Here is a 17,016-nt window from a genome sequence, read left to right as displayed (position 1 = left end):
GAGCCCATGACGGGCTCCAAAGGAGAGTCATCGCCCTATGATCCGCCGCACCCTGCCTGTCGTGTTCTCCCTGTTGTTTAGCGCGCCCTTGCTGGCCGGGCAACAGACGTTGTTCAGCTTCGTGCGCCCGGCCTCGGTGGTGAATGTCGTCACCCAGGACGCCAGCCTGCCGCAGTACAACGCGGAACAGACAGCCGAAGGCGAAGTGTTGCGGCGGGTGGTGTTCAACCCAGTGGCGCAGCCGACCCTGCGCCTCGCGCCGCAAGGCGGAGCCTGGGACTGGAGCGCCGGTCAGGCACTGACCCTGCGCCTGCAGAGCGGGATGGACTGGGCGCTGACCGTCGATGTGACGGTGCAAAGCAGCGACGGGCGCACCCTCACCAGCCGCATCGACCTGCCGGCCGGGCCCGCGCAGACCGTGATGATTCCGCTCAAGGCCAGTTCGCCGCTGAGCCAGGGCATGCGCGCCGGGCCACCGATGCCCTGGACCTTCGAGGGGCAACGCCTGCTGCTCACCAGCAGCGAAGGCGCGGTGGACCTGGCGCAGGTCACTTCGATCAGCCTGAGCATTCCCCGCCCCAAGGTGGCCCAGAGCCTGTTGATCGAGAAAGTCGGCCTGCAGGATGACGATCAGGCGCTCAAGGCCGCCTACAGCGAGTTGATCGATGCCTATGGGCAGTCGACTCGGGGCCGCTGGCCGGAGAAGATCGTCGGCGATGAGCAGCTCAAGGCCGCCGACAACCGCGAACAGGCACAGCTCAAGGCCTGGCTGGCCGAGCGCGAAAAACTCAAGCTGGACACCTATGGCGGCCTGCTCGCCGGGCCGGCTTTCGAAGCCAAGGGCTTCTTCCGTACCGAGAAACGCGACGGCCGCTGGTACCTGGTGACGCCGGAGGGGCATCCGTTCTATTCGCTCGGCGTCAATGCCGTTGCCGCCGATGGCGGGCGTACCTATGTCGCTGGCCGCGAAGGCATGTTCAAGGCCCTGCCGGGCGAAGGCGACGCGATGAGCGCCTTCTATGGCGAGGGTAACAACGACGACGGCAATGCCTCGTCCCAAGGCCGGGGATTCAAGCAAGGCCGCTGGTTCGATTTCTATACGGCCAACCTGCAGCGCACCTACGGCAAGCCTTGCCCGCAGGAAGGCGTGGCTTGTCCGACACCGGTCCTGGACGCCCAGCGTTGGCAGGCCCATACCCTGGACCGCTTGCAGGCCTGGGGCTTCAACACCCTCGGCAACTGGAGTGACCCGGCACTCGCTCAAGCCAAGCGCCTGCCGTTCACCTTGCCATTGTCGATTGTCGGTGACTACGCCAGCATCAGTACCGGCATGGACTGGTGGGGCCGCATGCCCGATCCGTTTGACCCGCGCTTCGCCATGGCCACCGAGCGCGCCGTGGCCATCGCCGCCCGGGATCACCGCGACGACCCCTGGCTGATCGGTTATTTCGCCGACAACGAGCTGGCCTGGGCTGCCCCCGGCGACGATCCCAAGGCACGCTACGGCCTGGCCTACGGCACCTTGCGCCTGACCACCGATGTGCCGGCCAAGCGCGCGTTCCTCAAGCAGCTGCGCGACAAGTACCGCAACCAGCAAGGCTTGTCCAAGGCCTGGGGGATCGAGTTGACCGCCTGGGAGCTGATGGAAGACCCAGGCTTCGAGGCGCCCTTGCCCAACCCGGAACACCCGGAAATCGAGCGTGACTACCAGTATTTCCAGCAGGTGTTCGCCGAAACCTATTTCAAGACCATTTCCGATGCCCTGAAATGGCATGCGCCCAACCATCTGCTGCTGGGCGGGCGCTATGCGGTCAGCACGCCCGAGGCGGTAAAGGCCTGCGCCAGGTTCTGCGATGTACTGAGCTTCAACTTCTATACCTTGAAGCCTGAAGACGGCTACGACTTCGCCCGTTTGACCGAGCTGGACAAGCCGGTGCTGGTCTCGGAGTTCCAGTTCGGTTCCCGCGATCGTGGCCCGTTCTGGCCAGGCCCGCTGGAGGTGGCTCGTGAGGAAGACCGCGGCCCGGCCTATGCCAACTTCCTCAAGGCCGCCATGGCCCAGCCGATGATCGTTGGCGCGCACTGGTTCCAGTACCTCGACCAGCCGGCCAGCGGCAGGCTGCTGGACGGCGAGAACGGCCACCTGGGCCTGGTGGCCATTACCGACGTGAGCTACCCAGGCTTCGTCGAGGCGGTGCGCCGGAGCAACCTGCAGAGCCTCACGCAGCTACGCACCGAACTGGACAAGCCCGCTCCCAAAAAATGAGTGCTGTCCCCAGGAGCGCTTTCGTGGGAGCGGGCTTGCCCCGCGATAGCGTCAGACCAGGGAATATAGGCAGGCCCCTGACAACCACCCAGCCATATCCAGTTTGCAAATCGCCCAACTACTGAAACAATGCACCCCTTTGCAAGCCAGGCCGTACAGAGAGGTAGTCGGGTGCAGATCCAGGGTCACTATGAGCTGAAGTTCGAGGCGGTGCGCGATGCCTTCGCCGCGTTGTTCGAGGATCCCCAGGAGCGTGGTGCCGCATTGTGCATCCAGGTCGGCGGCGAGACCGTGGTCGACCTGTGGGCCGGCAGCGCTGACAAGGACGGCCGCGAGGCCTGGCACAGCGACACCATTGCCAACCTGTTCTCCTGCACCAAGACCTTCACCGCCGTCACAGCCCTGCAACTGGTGGGCGAGGGCAAGCTGGCCCTCGATGCGCCGGTGGCACGCTACTGGCCGGAGTTCGCCCAGGCCGGCAAGGAGCAGGTCACCCTGCGCCAGCTGCTCAGCCATCGCGCTGGCCTGCCGGCCATTCGTGAGCTGCTGCCGGCCGAGGCGCTGTACGACTGGCAGGCCATGGTCGATGCCCTGGCCGCCGAAGCGCCCTGGTGGACGCCCGGCAGCGAACACGGTTATGCGGCGATCACCTATGGCTGGCTGATCGGCGAGTTGATCCGTCGCGCCGACGGTCGTGGCCCGGGCGATTCGATCGTGGCCCGCACCGCCCGGCCATTGGGGCTGGATTTCCATGTCGGCCTGGCGGACGACGAATTCCACCGTGTGGCGCATATCGCCCGCGGCAAGGGCAACCCCGGCGATGCCGCGGCCCAGCGCCTGCTGCAGGTCACCATGCGCGAGCCCGAGGCCCTGTCGACCCGGGCCTTCACCAACCCGCCGGCGATTCTCACCAGCACCAACAAGCCCGAATGGCGGCGCATGCAGCAGCCGGCGGCCAATGGCCACGGCAACGCCCGCAGCCTGGCGGGCTTCTATGCCGGCCTGCTCGACGGCAGCCTGCTGGAGTCCGAGCTGCTCGACGAACTGACCCGCGAGCACAGCCTCGGCCAGGACCGCACCCTGTTGACCCAGACCCGCTTCGGCCTGGGCTGCATGCTCGACCAGCCAGAGGTGGCCAACGCCACTTTCGGCCTTGGCGCACGGGCATTCGGTCATCCCGGCGCGGGTGGCTCGGTCGGCTTCGCCGACCCCGAACACGACGTGGCCTTTGGCTTCGTCACCAATACCCTGGGCCCCTACGTGCTGATGGACCCGCGTGCCCAACGCCTGGTGCGGGTCCTTGGCAGTTGCCTTTGATCGGGTAACGCGGGTATTGCCCGGACCCTTTGACTATCCTCAATGCCAACGCCTGACGCGTATGGGCAAAATTTCTTTCTATTTCATGGTGTATCGCTGATGTCTTCACATAAAACCTTAGCACTCGCCCTGTGCCTGGCCATGACCGGCTGCGCCAGCCATTCCCAGGACGCTTCCAAGGACAGTGGCCTGAACTGGTGGCCCTTTGGCTCGGACAAGGTCGCCGACAAGGAAGTGAAGGAGGCCGTCGTCGAAAACGTCGCCAAGGCCGATGCCAAGTCCGAAAGCGCCAGCCGCTGGTGGTGGCCGTTCGGTAGCGACGAGAAAAAGGACAAGGTCGCGGCGGTGCCGAAGATCGACCAGAAGGCCACCCAGGCCTGGCTCGACCAGTACGAGCCGAAGGTCCGCGAAGCGATCAAGGGCAGCAAGTTCGAACTCGAACGCCGTGAAGATGTGCTGGCGGTGACCATTCCGGTAGACAGCTCCTACAACCCGGACCGCCCGAACATGCTGCTGCCGGTCACTCTCGGCCCGATCACCCAGGTGGCCAAGGCCATCGAGACCGACACCAAGACCGCCGTGCTGATCCTCGGCCACGCCGACAGCAGCGGTGCCACCGTCGCCAACCAGAAGCTCAGCCTCGAGCGTGCTGCTTCGGTGTCGGCGATCTTCCGCCTCAGCGGCCTGCAGCGTGACCGCCTGATGCTCAAGGGCATGGGCTCGGTGATGCCGCGCGCCGCCAACGACAGTGCCGAGGGCCGCGCCCTGAACCGCCGCGTCGAGCTGTTGCTGACCCCGCAGAACACCATGGTCGCGTTGCTGGCCAAGTACCAGCAGGCCGCCCCGGCACCGGCCCCGGCGGCGATGGTCGCCACCCAGGACGCCAAGGCCCCGGCCGCCAAGCCAGCCGTCAAGGCCGCTGCCAAGCCGGCTGCGAAAAAACCGGCCGCCAAGGCCAAGGCGCCGGCCAAGGCCAGCACCGCCGCGAAGAAGAAAGCCGCTCCGGCCAAACCTGCCGCGAAGAAGGCCGTCACCGACAAGAAAGTCGCCGCCAACAGCCCTGCGAAGACCAACTGATCGTCAAGGAAACGCAGTCATGACCCAATCCCTGGCCGATATGCGCCGCGACTACACCCGTGATGGCCTGGCCGAAGCCCAGGCCCCGGGGGAGCCGTTCGCGCTGTTCCACCACTGGTTTGCCGATGCGGTGAAGACCGAGCAGCTACCGGTGGAAGCCAACGCCATGACCCTGGCGACTGTCGATGCCGACGGCCGCCCGCATTGCCGGGTGCTGTTGCTCAAGGCCTTAGATGCCCGAGGGTTCACCTTCTTCACCAACTATGAAAGCGCCAAGGGCCAGCACATCGCGGCGAACCCGTTCGCGGCCATGACTTTCTTCTGGCCGGCGCTGGAGCGCCAGGTGCGGATCGAAGGGCGGGTGGAAAAGGTCACGGCCAAGGAGTCGGACGATTACTACCAGGTACGTCCGCTGGGCAGCCGCCTGGGCGCCTGGGCGTCGCCGCAGAGCCAGGTGATTGCCGACCGCGAGGAACTGGAAGGGCTGGTCAAGGCCACCGAGGCGCGCTTTTCCGATACGCAACCGCATTGCCCGGAACACTGGGGTGGCTATCGCCTGGTGCCGGAGCGTGTCGAGTTCTGGCAGGGGCGGGCCAGTCGTCTGCACGACCGGCTGAACTTCCGGTTGGTCGATGGCCAGTGGCTGCGCGAGCGTTTGGCGCCCTGACATCTGGGGCCGCTGCGCGGCCCATCGCGGCACAAGGCCGCTCCTACAGGGATCGCGTAACCCCTGTAGGAGCGGCCTTGTGCCGCGATGGGCTGCAAAGCAGCCCCAGCATTACCGATACCCGGCCGCCTCCCGCTCCAGCCACGCCGCCAACTCCTTGCGCCGCACCTTCTCGACCCGCGCCCGCTCCAGCAACTCGAGCATGAAATCCCGCTTCGCCGGATCCTCCCCGGCCAGCGACAGCGCCAGGTCCCGGTCCATCCAGCGCCGCATGCGCACATACAGCCACCCGTGAAAATACAGGCCGGCGATAGTCACCACGACGACGATGAAGTAATCCATGGCTATCCTTGGTCTCACGTAAAAGCCCGCCACACAGTTGGCATAGGCTGTACCTGGGCTGAATGAAAACAATTTTATAACGTTTGCGCCGTGACACTTGTCAAGGCGCGGAGTCTAATGGACACCTGTCTTATGGAGATTGACCCCATGCGTAAATCCGCTTTGCTGCTGGCCAGCTTCACCACCGTGTCGCTGCTGCTGGGCGGCTGCCAGTCGTCGCTGACCGGCGACAGCTACTCCCGTGATGAGGCTCGCCGCGTGCAGACCGTGCGCATGGGCACCATCGAATCCCTGCGTCCGGTGAAGATCGAAGGCACCAAGACCCCGATCGGTGGTGGTGCTGGCGCCATCGTCGGTGGTGTCGCCGGTAGCGCCATCGGTGGCGGCCGTGGCAGCGTCGTGGCTGCGGTGATCGGTGCCGTGGCCGGTGGCCTGGCAGGTTCCGCCGCCGAAGAGGGCTTGACCCGCACCCAGGGTGTCGAGATCACCGTGCGTGAAGACGACGGCAGCATGCGCGCCTATGTGCAGCAAGTGCAGCAGAACGAGGTTTTCCGCGTGGGCGAGCGTGTGCGCATCATGACCGTCGATGGCACCAGCCGCGTCACTCACTGATCGCCGTACAAAAGAAACCCCGAACGGGCCTGGCCTGTTCGGGGTTTTCTTTTGCCTGTAGCCGCGATCGGATTACAGGCCGAGCATGTCTCGCGCCACCGCTTCGGCGATACGGATGCCATCCACGCCGGCCGAAAGAATGCCGCCAGCGTAGCCCGCGCCTTCGCCCGCCGGGAACAGGCCCTTGAGGTTGAGGCTCTGCAAGCTGGCATCACGGGTGATGCGCAGCGGCGACGAGGTGCGGGTCTCGATGCCGGTCAGCACCGCGTCGTGCAGGTTGTAGCCCTTGATCTGGCGGTCGAAGGCCGGCAGCGCCTCACGGATCGCCTCGATGGCGAAGTCCGGCAGGCTCGGGGCCAGGTCGCCGAGGGTCACGCCCGGCTTGTAGGACGGCTCGACGCTGCCCAGCGCGGTGGACGGGCGGCCTGCGACGAAGTCGCCCACCAGCTGCGCCGGTGCCTGGTAGTTGCTGCCGCCCATCACGTAGGCATGGGCCTCCAGGCGTTCCTGCAGCTCGATGCCAGCCAGTGGGCCGCCCGGGTAGTCGCGCTCGGGGTCGATACCGACGACGATACCGGAGTTGGCGTTGCGCTCATTACGCGAGTATTGGCTCATGCCGTTGGTGACCACGCGGCCCGGTTCGCTGGTGGCGGCGACCACGGTGCCGCCCGGGCACATGCAGAAGCTGTAGACCGAGCGACCGTTCTTGGCGTGGTGCACCAGCTTGTAGTCGGCGGCGCCGAGTTTCGGATGGCCGGCGTACTTGCCCAGGCGCGCCTTGTCGATCAGCGACTGCGGGTGCTCGATACGGAAACCGACCGAGAACGGCTTGGCTTCCATGAACACGCCCTTGGCGTGGAGCATACGGAAGGTATCGCGGGCGCTGTGCCCCAGGGCCAGCACCACATGCCGCGAGTGCAGCTGTTCACCGCTCTGCAGTACCACGCCGGTGAGCTGTTCGCCGTCGATCAGCAGGTCGGTAACCTTCTGCTCGAAGCGTACTTCACCGCCCAGGGTGATGATTTCCTCGCGCATCTTCTCGACCATGCTGGTCAGACGGAAGGTGCCGATGTGCGGCTTGTTGATGTAGAGGATCTCGTCCGGCGCGCCGGCCTTGACGAACTCTTCCAGTACCTTGCGGCCGTGGTGGTTCGGGTCCTTGATCTGGCTGTACAGCTTGCCGTCGGAGAAGGTGCCGGCGCCGCCTTCGCCGAACTGCACGTTGGACTCGGGGTTGAGTACGCTCTTGCGCCACAGGCCCCAGGTGTCCTTGGTGCGCTGACGCACTTCCTTGCCGCGCTCGAGCACGATCGGCTTGAAGCCCATCTGCGCCAACAGCAGCCCGGCGAAGATACCGCAGGGGCCGAAGCCGACCACGATCGGCCGTTGCGTCAGCTCGGCCGGGGCTTGGCCTACGAACTTGTAGCTGACATCCGGGGCCACGCCGATCTTGGCGTCGCCTTCGAAGCGGCGCAGCAGCTCGGCTTCGTTGCTGGTTTCAAGGTCGATGGTGTAGATGAACAGCAGTTCGCTGTTCTTCTTGCGCGCATCGTAGCTGCGCTTGAACAGGGTGAAGCCGAGCAGTTGCTCATCGCTGATGCCCAGGCGCTGGACGATGGCGGCGCGCAATTCGTCGTCGGAGTGGTCCAGGGGCAGCTTCAGTTCGGTGATTCGTAGCATGGCAGGGTCCAGTATCCCGGCCATGGGCGGCCGGCGGCTTTACACAAACCGCCAAGTATAAGCTGTTAGCCGCCCCGACTGGCAGGATAAAAGTGCCTGGCGATCAGAGGTCGCGGGCGCCGCCGTAGTAGGCGCAGCCCTGCAGGGTCTTGCCGTCGATGCGCAGCTCGGCCTTGAGGTGGCGGATGGCACCGGTGGCGCCGTCGACGCAGCGCTGCGGCGCGACCCACAGCTCGACGCGCTGGCCGTTGGCCTCGCTGGACAGACTCAGGCCACCGCCGGGCATTGCCTCTTCCAGGTAGGGCAGCGCCAGCGGATCCTGGCCGATGCGGTTGAGCACCATGCCCTTGCCGCTGGCCTTGATGTCCCAGTCCGGCTCGTGGCCGCCGGCACGCAGGGTCAGCTGCTTGAAGTTCGGATCTTCGCAGCCGGAATACTCGGAGGTTTCGAGGCGGTACAGGCGGGTCACGTCGAGCTGGCCGTCGCTGCCGGCCTGCTTGCTGCCGGTCATGCGCGCGCGGACGTCGGCGAACAGCTTGTCACCGGCGTCGTCGGCCAGGTTGGCGGCTTCCTGCAGGATGCCGGTGGCGGCAACGTCGTTGACGATGAAGCGACGGCTTTCGCTGCAGGGCTTGAACAGCAGATGACCGCCGGCCGCGCTCAGTTCACCTTGCATGCGGGTGGTGCCCAGGTTCGGGTCGACCGGTTTTTCGGCCAGCATCTGGCAGCCGGCGAACAGCGGCAGCAGGGCGGTAAGCAGCAGGGAAGGGGTGAGGCGCATGCGGCGGGCTCCGGGAAACTTTGCAAAAGAGCTGGCCACGTTACGCAGGGTGCGCATGGATCACAAGGGCCTCATCGCGGGGCAAGCCCGCTCCCACGCTGCGATGAGGCCTGTGCAGGCGCAAGAAAAAAGGGCCCGAAGGCCCTTTGATCATTCAACCCCCCAGATACGCGTCGCGCACCTTCGGGTCGGTCAGCAACGCTTCACCGGTACCCTGCATCACCACCTTGCCGTTCTCCAGCACATAAGCCCGATCGGCGATCTTCAGCGCCTGGTTGGCGTTCTGCTCCACCAGGAACACCGTCACGCCATCGCGGCGCAGCTGTTCGATGATGTCGAAGATCTGCTGGATGATGATCGGCGCCAGGCCCAGCGACGGTTCGTCAAGCAGCAGCAGCTTGGGCTTGCTCATCAGCGCCCGGCCGATGGCCAGCATCTGTTGCTCGCCGCCGGACATGGTGCCGCCGCGCTGGATGTAGCGTTCCTTCAGGCGCGGGAACAGCTGCAGGACCTTGTCCAGCTGCTCCTGGTAGTCGCCCTTGTCGGTGAAGAAACCGCCCATGGCCAGGTTCTCCTCGACGGTCAGGCGCGAGAACACGCGGCGGCCTTCCGGCACCACCGCGATGCTCTTGCGCATGATGTGCGAGGACGACTGGCCGACCAGTTCCTCGCCCAGGTACTTGATGCTGCCGCTGCTCGCCTGGGGCGAGCCGCAGAGGGTCATCAGCAGGGTCGACTTGCCGGCGCCGTTGGCACCGATCAGGGTGACGATCTCGCCCTGGTTGATCTCCACGTTGACGCTGTGCAGCGCCTGGATCTTGCCGTAGAAGGTGGAAACGTTCTCGAACTTCAGCATTTACGCCTCCCCCAGGTAGGCCTTGATCACATCAGGGTTGCCGCGAATCTCTTCCGGCGTGCCATTGGCCAGGGGCGTGCCCTGGTTGATCACCACGATGTGGTCGGAAATGCTCATCACCAGTTTCATGTCGTGCTCGATCAGCAGCACGGTCACGTTGTGGGATTCGCGCAGGTAGGCGATGAGGGCCTTGAGGTCCTCGGTCTCCTTGGGGTTGAGGCCCGCGGCCGGTTCGTCGAGCATGATGATCCGCGGTTGGGTCATCATGCAGCGGGCGATTTCCAGGCGCCGCTGTTGGCCGTAGGCGAGGGTGCCGGCGGTACGGTTGGCGAACTCGGTCAGGTTGACCTTCTCCAGCCAGTACTGCGCGCGCTCCATGGCCTGCTTCTCGCTGCGACGGAAGCTCGGGGTCTTGAACAGGCCGGCGAAGAAGTTGGTGTTCAGGTGACGGTGCTGGGCGATCAGCAGGTTTTCCAGCGCGGTCATTTCCTTGAACAGGCGCACGTTCTGGAAGGTCCGCACCACGCCCTTGCGGGCGATCTGATGGCCGGCCAGGCCCTGGATCGGCTGGCCGTCGAGCAGGATGGTGCCGCCGCTGGGCTTGTAGAAGCCGGTGAGGCAGTTGAACACGGTGGTCTTGCCGGCGCCGTTCGGGCCGATCAATGCCACCACCTGTTTTTCCTTGACGGTCAGGCCCACGCCGTTGACCGCCAACAAGCCGCCGAAGCGCATGCTCAGGCCGCTGACTTGCAGAATTTCGCGGCTCATCGAGGCAGCTCCATGTGCGGACGTTGCATGGGCAGCAGGCCCTGCGGACGCCAGATCATCATCAACACCATCAGCGCACCGAACATCAGCATCCGGTATTCGCTGAACTCACGCATCATCTCCGGCAGCAGGATCATCACGATGGCCGCGAGAATCACGCCCAACTGCGAACCCATGCCACCCAGCACGACGATGGCGAGGATGATCGCCGACTCGATGAAGGTGAACGACTCCGGTGTCACCAGCCCCTGGCGGGCGGCGAAGAAGCTGCCGGCGAAACCGGCGAAGCAGGCACCCAGGGTGAACGCCGAGAGCTTGATCACGGTGGGGTTCAGGCCCAGCGCGCGGCAGGCGATCTCGTCTTCACGCAGCGCTTCCCAGGCCCGCCCGATCGGCATGCGCAGCAGGCGGTTGATGACGAACAGCGCCAGCAACGCCAGCAGCAGGGCCACCAGGTAGAGGAAGATCACCTTGTTGATCGAGTTGTATTCCAGCCCGAAGAACTCGTGGAAGGTCTGCATGCCCTCGGCGGCGCGGCGTTCGAAGGTCAGGCCGAAGAACTCCGGCTTGGGGATGTTGCTGATGCCGTTGGGGCCGCCGGTCCAGTCGGTGAGGTTGCGCAGGAACAGGCGGATGATCTCGCCGAAGCCCAGGGTCACGATCGCCAGGTAGTCGCCGCGCAGGCGCAGCACCGGGAAACCGAGCAGGAAGCCGAAGGTGGCGGCCATCAGGCCGGCGATCGGCAGGCACACCCAGAAGCTCCAGCCCAGGTAGTGCGAGAGCATCGCGTAGCTGTAGGCGCCGACGGCGTAGAAGCCGACGTAACCCAGGTCGAGCAGGCCCGCAAGCCCCACCACGATGTTCAGGCCCAGGCCCAGCAACACGTAGATCAGGATCAGCGTGGCGATGTCGACCGCGCCGCGCGAGCCGAAGAATGGCCAGATCAGCGCCGCCACGATCAGCCCCATGATGACCCAGCGCTGGGTCTTCGGCAGGGTGAGGAAGTTGGTCACCGAAGGCGGTACCAGCTTGCGCTCCGAGCGGCGGCCCATCACCGCGCTCCACTGCTTGTCGAACAGTACGCGCAGGAACATCAGCACCGAGCACGCGGCGATGATGCTGATGGTGAACGAGCCCTGGCTGTGCACGATCAGGCTGATGCCGTCGATGCTGAGTTTCAGGCCCAGCACCGGGAAGGCCACGGCCCAGACCAGCAAGGCGCTGAAGAACGCCTGTTTGAGATTTCTGTTCATACTTTTTCAACCTCCGGGCGGCCCAGGATGCCGGTCGGCCGGAACAGCAGGACAAGAACCAAAAGACCGAATGCCACCACGTCCTTGTACTGGTCGCCGAAGATGTCGGCGCCGAACGCTTCGGCCACGCCCAGCACCAGCCCGCCGAGCATGGCGCCCGGGATGCTGCCGATGCCGCCCAGTACCGCCGCGGTGAAGGCCTTCAGGCCCACCAGGAAACCGGCGTTGGGGTTGATCACCCCGTACTGCATGCTCAGCAGCACGGCCGCCACCGCCGCCAGCGCGGCGCCGATGACGAAGGTCAGGGCGATGATGTTGTTGGTGTTGATGCCCAGCAGGTTGGCCATCTTGATGTCCTCGGCGCAGGCGCGGCAGGCGCGGCCCAGGCGGGAACGGGAGATGAACAGGGTCAGGCAGGTCATGGCGACGAGGGTCACCACGAACACCAGGATCTGCATGTACGAGACCAGCACTTCCTCCGCGCCCCCCGGGCCGAACGAGAAGCTGCCGGGGATCAGGTTGGGGATGGACTTGTCCTTGGAGTCCTGCGACAGCAGGACTGTGTTCTGCAGGAAGATCGACATGCCGATGGCGGAGATCAGCGGGATCAGCCGGTTGCTGTTGCGCAGCGGCCGGTAGGCGACCCGTTCGATGCTGTAGCCGTAGGCGCTGGTGACGAAGATCGTGGCGACGAAGGCCACGGTCATCAGGATCGGCAACGAGTGGATGCCCATCATGGCCAGCCCGGCGAGGGCGATGAAGGCCACGTAGGAACCGATCATGTACACCTCGCCGTGGGCGAAGTTGATCATGCCGATGATGCCGTACACCATCGTGTAACCGATGGCGATCAGCGCGTAGGTACTGCCGATGGTCAATCCGTTAACCAGTTGTTGTAGGAAATGGTAGATCTCAGGCATTACAGCGCTCCTAAAAACCTGATTTGCATTTCTCTGGCGGGGGATGACCCCGGCCCATGTTCTCGTGGTCTACGCCACGTGATCTTGTGCGGGCACAACCAGGAAACCGCGGGTGACGGTTTTAAGATTTTCAGGTGAACCGGCTCCCGGATCACGGGAATCAGGTCCATAGAACCTCGTAAAACAAAGCCCACTGCTCGCACAGTGGGCTTCTCGGTCAGCTATTAGTCACGCAGTTACTGAGGGGAGACTTCGGTCTTCGGCTTGCCGAAGTGCCATTCGTAGACCACGAACTTGAAGTCTTTCAGGTCGCCTTTATCGTCGTAGGACAGGTCGCCGGTCGGGGTCTTGAAGGTACCGGCGTGGATGGCGGCAGCCACCTTGTCGGTGTCTTCGGACTTGGCAGCCTTGATGCCTTCGGCGATCAGCTGGACAGCCGAATAGGCCGGGAACACGAACGGACCGCTCGGGTCCTTGCCGTCGGCCTTGATGGCGTCGACGATGGCCTTGTTCGCAGGGTCGGCGTCGAACGACTTCGGCAGGGTGACCAGCAGGCCTTCGGAGGCGCCCTGGGCGATCTGCGAGATGGAGTCGTTACCCACGCCTTCCGGCCCCATGAACTTGGCTTTCAGCCCCTTCTCTTGCGCCTGGCGCAGGATCAGGCCCAGCTCCGGGTGGTAGCCGCCGTAGTAGACGAAGTCGACGTTGTTCTGCTTGAGCTTCTGGATGATCGAGGAGAAGTCCTTGTCACCGGCGTTCAGGCCTTCGAAGACGGCGACCTTGGTGCCTTTCTTCTCGAGAGTGGTCTTGACCGCGGTGGCGATGCCTTCGCCGTACTGCTGCTTGTCGTGCAGGACCGCGACGACCTTCGGCTTGACGTGGTCGGCGATGTAGTTGCCGGCGGCCGGGCCCTGGGCGCTGTCCAGGCCGATGGTGCGGAAGACCATCTTGTAGCCACGGCTGGTGATGTCCGGGGAGGTGGCGGCGGGGGTGATCATGATCACGCCTTCGTCTTCGTAGATGTCGGACGCAGGCTGGGTGGAGCTGGAGCACAGGTGGCCGATCACGTACTTGACGCCATCGTTGACCACTTTGTTGGCGACGGCCACGGCCTGTTTAGGGTCGCACGCGTCGTCGTATTCCTTGGCTTCGAGCATCTTGCCATCGACGCCGCCCTTGGCGTTGATGTCCTTGATGGCCTGTTTGGCGCCGACGAACTGCATGTCGCCGTACTGGGTCACCGGCCCGGTCTTGGGACCGGCGATGCCGATCTTGATGGTGTCGGCGGCAAACGAATGGCTGGCGACTCCGGCCAGAACCATCGCGGCAAACAGCTTGGAAATCTTGATCATAGTGCTCCACTCATTCTGTTGTAATTCTTATAGTCCTGAGGCCAGGGCTACAGACCGGGCGGGATCTACGGCCTGGCTACGCCATGCCGTGAGCCCACCTTCCCCCGGAACATGTCCCGGAACTGTACCGGTACAGTGTAGAGCGCCGTCCGAGCGCTTGAAAAGCGGGCGAAAAGCGTCTGTTTCGAGGGGTGTCGCCTGGTCGACATAAAGATACAGAAAAGCGCCATCACTTTGCCTGTATCTGCGGCTCGCCCCCACAAGTTCGGGCCTGATCGACCAAATTACGTATTTGAAACCAGGTTTTTCTGCAAAAATGCCGGCCTTTTTGTTGGACGATCTTTGCGCAGGTAAACCCATGACTGATCAAGTAAGCACCCTCTATGCCAAATTGCTCGGCGAGACCGCCGTCATCGAGTGGAAAGCCCTGGAGCGTTTCTGGGCCAAGGGTGACCTGATTTGGGTCGACCCCAGCCTCGACCTCATCACCGTTGCCGAGGCGATGGCCGAGAATCGCAGCGAGATCTTTGCCAAGTGGCGTAGTGATGGCACTGTCGGGCCGGTTTCCGCCGAGCAGGCGCTCGACCTGCAAACCCGCGATCCAGAGATCTGGGCGGTGGTGGTTTCGCCGTTCATCGTGATCCAGGCGAAGAAAGCGGAATAAGCACGCGCTTTTTTAGTGCGCAAAAACGCGCAGATGCCCCACGCTGGTGCGCGTTGACGCTCACGTAAGGTGGAAGTTGGTAACAGTGGCGGGGTGATTTGGCGGGCCGGTAACAGTTTACGGCATGCGTAACTGGGGCTGCTGCGCAGCCCATTCGCGGCACAAGGCCGCTCCTACAGGAGGGCGCGATTTCCTGTAGGAGCGGCCTTGTGCCGCGAAAGGGCCACTAAGTGGCCCCTGCTCTATCAGTAATCCACGCGCCCGGTATGGCTGTTCAGCGAAATCACCCGGGTCTTGCCGATGCGATGGCGGAAGATCTCGCGCAGGTACTTCACCGCCTTCTTCACGCACTCGCGCGACAGGCGGATATCGTTGATCGAGACGAACCTGCTCTTGTCGTTGATCAGCTCGCGGTATTTCTTCTCGTACATCGGCTTGATCGCGTACCAGTTGGTGTCGAGGATCTTCGCCGGGTTCTCGAACTCGTTGAGCAGGTCGTCGATGCTGTCTTCATCGAAGTGCTCGCTGGTGATGAACTCCAGGATCGCGTTGTCCATGGTGTCGTCGAAGCGGTACGGGTTGCGCGCGAAGCAACGCTTGATGAACGCCACGATCAGCGTCAGGAAGTCGTCCGACAGGCACGGGCTCTTGGCGATCAGGGTGGTCAGCGAGAGGTTGGCCGAGGCGCCGATCACCAGCGCGTAGCGCTTGAGCGTGGTGTTGGGGAACAGGCTGTTGAGGTGGGTCTTGAGCCGGTTCAGGTCCATGTACGACAGCTTGTAGTCCTTGGGCAAGGATACGATCGACACCACCGACGAGCAGTTCTTGAAGAAGTGCAGGTCGTGCAAGGCCGCGGCGTCGTAGCCCGAGGCCTGGTACTGCTCCAGCGCGGCGCGGTAGCGGCGCGACTCGATCGGCAGCAGGCTGATGCCCTCGATGGCCTGGGTCTGCTTGTTGAAGTGCGGCAGGTCGATGGAGCGGAAGAACAGGTCGTCGATGTCCAGGCGCGGCTGCTCGCGCTCGAACACCTTGAACTTGTCCGACCCCGCCGGCGGCACTTCCGGCACCACCGATTCGGCGTAGGCAATGGCCACGGGGCCGGCCAGGCTCATGAACAGGTCGTTGGCGTCCAGGCGGATGGTCTCGCCGATGTCGATGCCGGCGCGACGGAAGTAGTTCTGGTCGTAGTCGGTGGTCACCGCCTGGGCGGTGAGGATGTTGAAGATCTGCTGGGAGATGTACTGGTTGGCGTGCTTCTCCATGGCGTTGACGTCGATGTTCTGGATCGTGCCGTCATCGCTTTCTTCGGCGTAGCGCATGATGTCGTTGGAAATCAGCATCATCGCGTTCCACGGGCGGATGCGGCCCATGACGCTGGCTTCGCTGCTGTCTTCGTTGTCGAAGTTGTACGAGAAGTCCCATTCCTCCGACAGGTATTTGCACAGCAGGCGGCCGGCGTTGATGTGCAGCGCCTCGGACATCTCGCTGCGGTGGTCGGAGGCGTTGGGCAGCACGCAGATGCCGCTGGTGAAGATCGGTTCGAAGACGAACGAGTGCCCGCTCTTGCCGTCGTTCTCGTCGGCCGGCTTGGTGTCGAAGGTCTTGTTCATGTACGAATACTGCTGGGCCAGGCCGAACTCCGAGGCCATCCCCGAGCCGGTGCCGCCACCGGCGCTGAAGATGTAGAAGTACAGGCGCGACTGGTTGGCCTTGATGCCGCAGGAGTCGATCAGGTACGAGTGGATCAGCTTCCAGTCGGCGCTGGAGAAGCGCTGGGTGTCCTTGTTGAGGATGATCTTGGCCAGGTACTGGCCAAGGATCGGCGCGTTACCGGCGCCCCCGGCATGCACCTCGGACAGGTCCATGATCTTCATCTTGCTGTAGTCGCGCAGGAAGCCGCCGCGCTCGCCCTTGCGCGAGAAACGGATGCGCCCGGCGATGTCCTTGTCCAGGTCACCCAGCATCACCAGCGGCTCGACCAGGAACACCGGCTTGGCGGCCTTGTTCTGCACCAGGCGCAGGTTCTGGCGGATCCAGCGCGCCGGGCTGTAGCCGGCCTCGCCCTTGAAGCGGTCCTCGTTGTTGTACTCGTTGAGGAAGAAGGTGCGGGCGTTGTACACCAGCTCCGCCACGTCCAGGGCGATGTTCGAGCCGCAGCGGCCCAGGCCGATCAGGCACACCGACGGGAACTGCTGCTCCAGGCGCAGCTGGTCCTCGTCCTCGACGTGCAGGTTCGGCGGGAACACCAGGTCGCGCAGGCCGTCGAGGTTGTCGAGGATGCGCTGGATGTCCTGCTCGGTGAAGTACAGGTACTGCTGCGCCGGCATGCTGCGGGCGGCGGGTAGGTCTCGAGCACTGCCAGCGGTCAGCGAGGTGGGGCTGAGGGTCGGCTCGGGAGCCGCATTGGCAGAAGTGTTCGTAGAGGTCATAGTGCGCCATTTGCCTGGTGTGGTTGGCTTCC

The 17,016-nt window shown here is 64.1% G+C and carries 15 protein-coding genes; 6 read left to right on the top strand and 9 right to left on the bottom strand.

The window, feature by feature from the left end; all coding sequences use genetic code 11:
• The first annotated feature begins 37 nt into the window (after positions 1-37).
• The 4 genes from K2O50_RS20515 to pdxH all read left to right on the top strand — a co-directional run bounded on the left by K2O50_RS20515 (position 38) and on the right by pdxH (position 5,327).
• Positions 38-2,266, top strand: coding sequence for a beta-galactosidase (locus K2O50_RS20515; RefSeq protein ID WP_050704222.1), 2,229 nt, complete (start codon positions 38-40; stop codon positions 2,264-2,266).
• Positions 2,267-2,437: 171 nt separating this feature from the next.
• A complete protein-coding gene (locus K2O50_RS20510; protein WP_050704223.1) occupies positions 2,438-3,583 on the top strand; it encodes a serine hydrolase domain-containing protein in 1,146 nt (381 codons plus the stop codon).
• A 99-nt stretch (positions 3,584-3,682) separates the two neighbouring features.
• A complete protein-coding gene (locus K2O50_RS20505) occupies positions 3,683-4,660 on the top strand; it encodes an OmpA family protein (RefSeq protein ID WP_050704224.1) in 978 nt (325 codons plus the stop codon).
• Between the two features lie 19 nt (positions 4,661-4,679).
• Positions 4,680-5,327 (top strand): pyridoxamine 5'-phosphate oxidase, encoded by a 648-nt coding sequence (pdxH, locus tag K2O50_RS20500; protein WP_050704225.1) that lies wholly within the window; start codon positions 4,680-4,682, stop codon positions 5,325-5,327.
• A gap of 111 nt (positions 5,328-5,438) precedes the next feature.
• Here pdxH and K2O50_RS20495 read toward each other — a convergent pair whose 3' ends face one another.
• Positions 5,439-5,669, bottom strand: coding sequence for a hypothetical protein (locus K2O50_RS20495; RefSeq protein ID WP_050704226.1), 231 nt, complete (start codon positions 5,667-5,669; stop codon positions 5,439-5,441).
• 147 nt (positions 5,670-5,816) lie between these two features.
• On the opposite strand from K2O50_RS20495, the gene K2O50_RS20490 reads away from it, so the two are divergent.
• On the top strand, positions 5,817-6,281 hold the full coding sequence (locus K2O50_RS20490; RefSeq protein WP_050704227.1) for a glycine zipper 2TM domain-containing protein: 465 nt from the start codon (positions 5,817-5,819) through the stop codon (positions 6,279-6,281).
• A 72-nt stretch (positions 6,282-6,353) separates the two neighbouring features.
• Here the strand turns inward: K2O50_RS20490 and K2O50_RS20485 are convergent, their stop codons facing one another.
• The 7 genes from K2O50_RS20485 to K2O50_RS20455 all read right to left on the bottom strand — a co-directional run bounded on the left by K2O50_RS20485 (position 6,354) and on the right by K2O50_RS20455 (position 13,891).
• Positions 6,354-7,961 (bottom strand): NAD(P)/FAD-dependent oxidoreductase, encoded by a 1,608-nt coding sequence (locus K2O50_RS20485; protein ID WP_050704228.1) that lies wholly within the window; start codon positions 7,959-7,961, stop codon positions 6,354-6,356.
• Between the two features lie 103 nt (positions 7,962-8,064).
• Positions 8,065-8,742 (bottom strand): COG3650 family protein, encoded by a 678-nt coding sequence (locus tag K2O50_RS20480; protein ID WP_050704229.1) that lies wholly within the window; start codon positions 8,740-8,742, stop codon positions 8,065-8,067.
• A gap of 154 nt (positions 8,743-8,896) precedes the next feature.
• Positions 8,897-9,598, bottom strand: a complete 702-nt coding sequence (locus K2O50_RS20475; RefSeq protein ID WP_011532591.1) for an ABC transporter ATP-binding protein — start codon at positions 9,596-9,598, stop codon at positions 8,897-8,899.
• The gene (gene livG, locus K2O50_RS20470) at positions 9,599-10,366 is read right to left on the bottom strand and encodes a high-affinity branched-chain amino acid ABC transporter ATP-binding protein LivG (protein ID WP_050704230.1); all 768 of its coding nucleotides are present in this window, start codon (positions 10,364-10,366) and stop codon (positions 9,599-9,601) included.
• Positions 10,363-11,619 carry a high-affinity branched-chain amino acid ABC transporter permease LivM gene (locus K2O50_RS20465; RefSeq protein WP_028692120.1) on the bottom strand — a complete coding sequence of 419 codons (1,257 nt, stop codon included), beginning with the start codon at positions 11,617-11,619 and terminating at the stop codon, positions 10,363-10,365. Before K2O50_RS20465 ends, livG begins: the two co-directional genes overlap by 4 nt.
• A complete protein-coding gene (gene livH, locus K2O50_RS20460) occupies positions 11,616-12,539 on the bottom strand; it encodes a high-affinity branched-chain amino acid ABC transporter permease LivH (RefSeq protein WP_028692119.1) in 924 nt (307 codons plus the stop codon). The genes K2O50_RS20465 and livH overlap by 4 nt, the downstream gene beginning before the upstream one ends.
• Before the next feature lie 236 nt (positions 12,540-12,775).
• A complete protein-coding gene (locus K2O50_RS20455) occupies positions 12,776-13,891 on the bottom strand; it encodes a branched-chain amino acid ABC transporter substrate-binding protein (protein WP_050704231.1) in 1,116 nt (371 codons plus the stop codon).
• A 358-nt stretch (positions 13,892-14,249) separates the two neighbouring features.
• Here K2O50_RS20455 and K2O50_RS20450 point away from each other — a divergent pair, with 358 nt between their 5' ends.
• Positions 14,250-14,555, top strand: coding sequence for a DUF2288 domain-containing protein (locus K2O50_RS20450; RefSeq protein ID WP_050704232.1), 306 nt, complete (start codon positions 14,250-14,252; stop codon positions 14,553-14,555).
• Positions 14,556-14,800: 245 nt separating this feature from the next.
• On the opposite strand, the gene K2O50_RS20445 is transcribed toward K2O50_RS20450, so the two are convergent.
• On the bottom strand, positions 14,801-16,984 hold the full coding sequence (locus K2O50_RS20445) for a hypothetical protein (protein WP_050704233.1): 2,184 nt from the start codon (positions 16,982-16,984) through the stop codon (positions 14,801-14,803).
• Positions 16,985-17,016 lie beyond the last annotated feature (32 nt).

Origin of the sequence: Pseudomonas sp. 2hn (assembly GCF_019646095.1) — a bacterium.
GTDB classification, from domain to species: domain Bacteria; phylum Pseudomonadota; class Gammaproteobacteria; order Pseudomonadales; family Pseudomonadaceae; genus Aquipseudomonas; species Aquipseudomonas peradeniyensis.
The sequence above is the reverse complement of the archived record's forward strand: the minus strand, read 5'-3'. Positions and strand labels throughout refer to the sequence as shown.

Excerpts from the sequence above, each read along its gene's own strand:
- K2O50_RS20515 (WP_050704222.1), top strand. The coding sequence starts at position 38 with ATGATCCGCCGCACCCTGCCTGTCGTGTTCTCCCTGTTGTTTAGCGCG.
- K2O50_RS20505 (WP_050704224.1), top strand. The coding sequence starts at position 3,683 with ATGTCTTCACATAAAACCTTAGCACTCGCCCTGTGCCTGGCCATGACC.
- pdxH (WP_050704225.1), top strand. The coding sequence starts at position 4,680 with ATGACCCAATCCCTGGCCGATATGCGCCGCGACTACACCCGTGATGGC.
- K2O50_RS20495 (WP_050704226.1), bottom strand. The coding sequence starts at position 5,669 with ATGGATTACTTCATCGTCGTCGTGGTGACTATCGCCGGCCTGTATTTT.
- K2O50_RS20490 (WP_050704227.1), top strand. The coding sequence starts at position 5,817 with ATGCGTAAATCCGCTTTGCTGCTGGCCAGCTTCACCACCGTGTCGCTG.
- K2O50_RS20485 (WP_050704228.1), bottom strand. The coding sequence starts at position 7,961 with ATGCTACGAATCACCGAACTGAAGCTGCCCCTGGACCACTCCGACGAC.
- K2O50_RS20480 (WP_050704229.1), bottom strand. The coding sequence starts at position 8,742 with ATGCGCCTCACCCCTTCCCTGCTGCTTACCGCCCTGCTGCCGCTGTTC.
- K2O50_RS20475 (WP_011532591.1), bottom strand. The coding sequence starts at position 9,598 with ATGCTGAAGTTCGAGAACGTTTCCACCTTCTACGGCAAGATCCAGGCG.
- livG (WP_050704230.1), bottom strand. The coding sequence starts at position 10,366 with ATGAGCCGCGAAATTCTGCAAGTCAGCGGCCTGAGCATGCGCTTCGGC.
- K2O50_RS20465 (WP_028692120.1), bottom strand. The coding sequence starts at position 11,619 with ATGAACAGAAATCTCAAACAGGCGTTCTTCAGCGCCTTGCTGGTCTGG.
- livH (WP_028692119.1), bottom strand. The coding sequence starts at position 12,539 with ATGCCTGAGATCTACCATTTCCTACAACAACTGGTTAACGGATTGACC.
- K2O50_RS20455 (WP_050704231.1), bottom strand. The coding sequence starts at position 13,891 with ATGATCAAGATTTCCAAGCTGTTTGCCGCGATGGTTCTGGCCGGAGTC.
- K2O50_RS20450 (WP_050704232.1), top strand. The coding sequence starts at position 14,250 with ATGACTGATCAAGTAAGCACCCTCTATGCCAAATTGCTCGGCGAGACC.
- K2O50_RS20445 (WP_050704233.1), bottom strand. The coding sequence starts at position 16,984 with ATGACCTCTACGAACACTTCTGCCAATGCGGCTCCCGAGCCGACCCTC.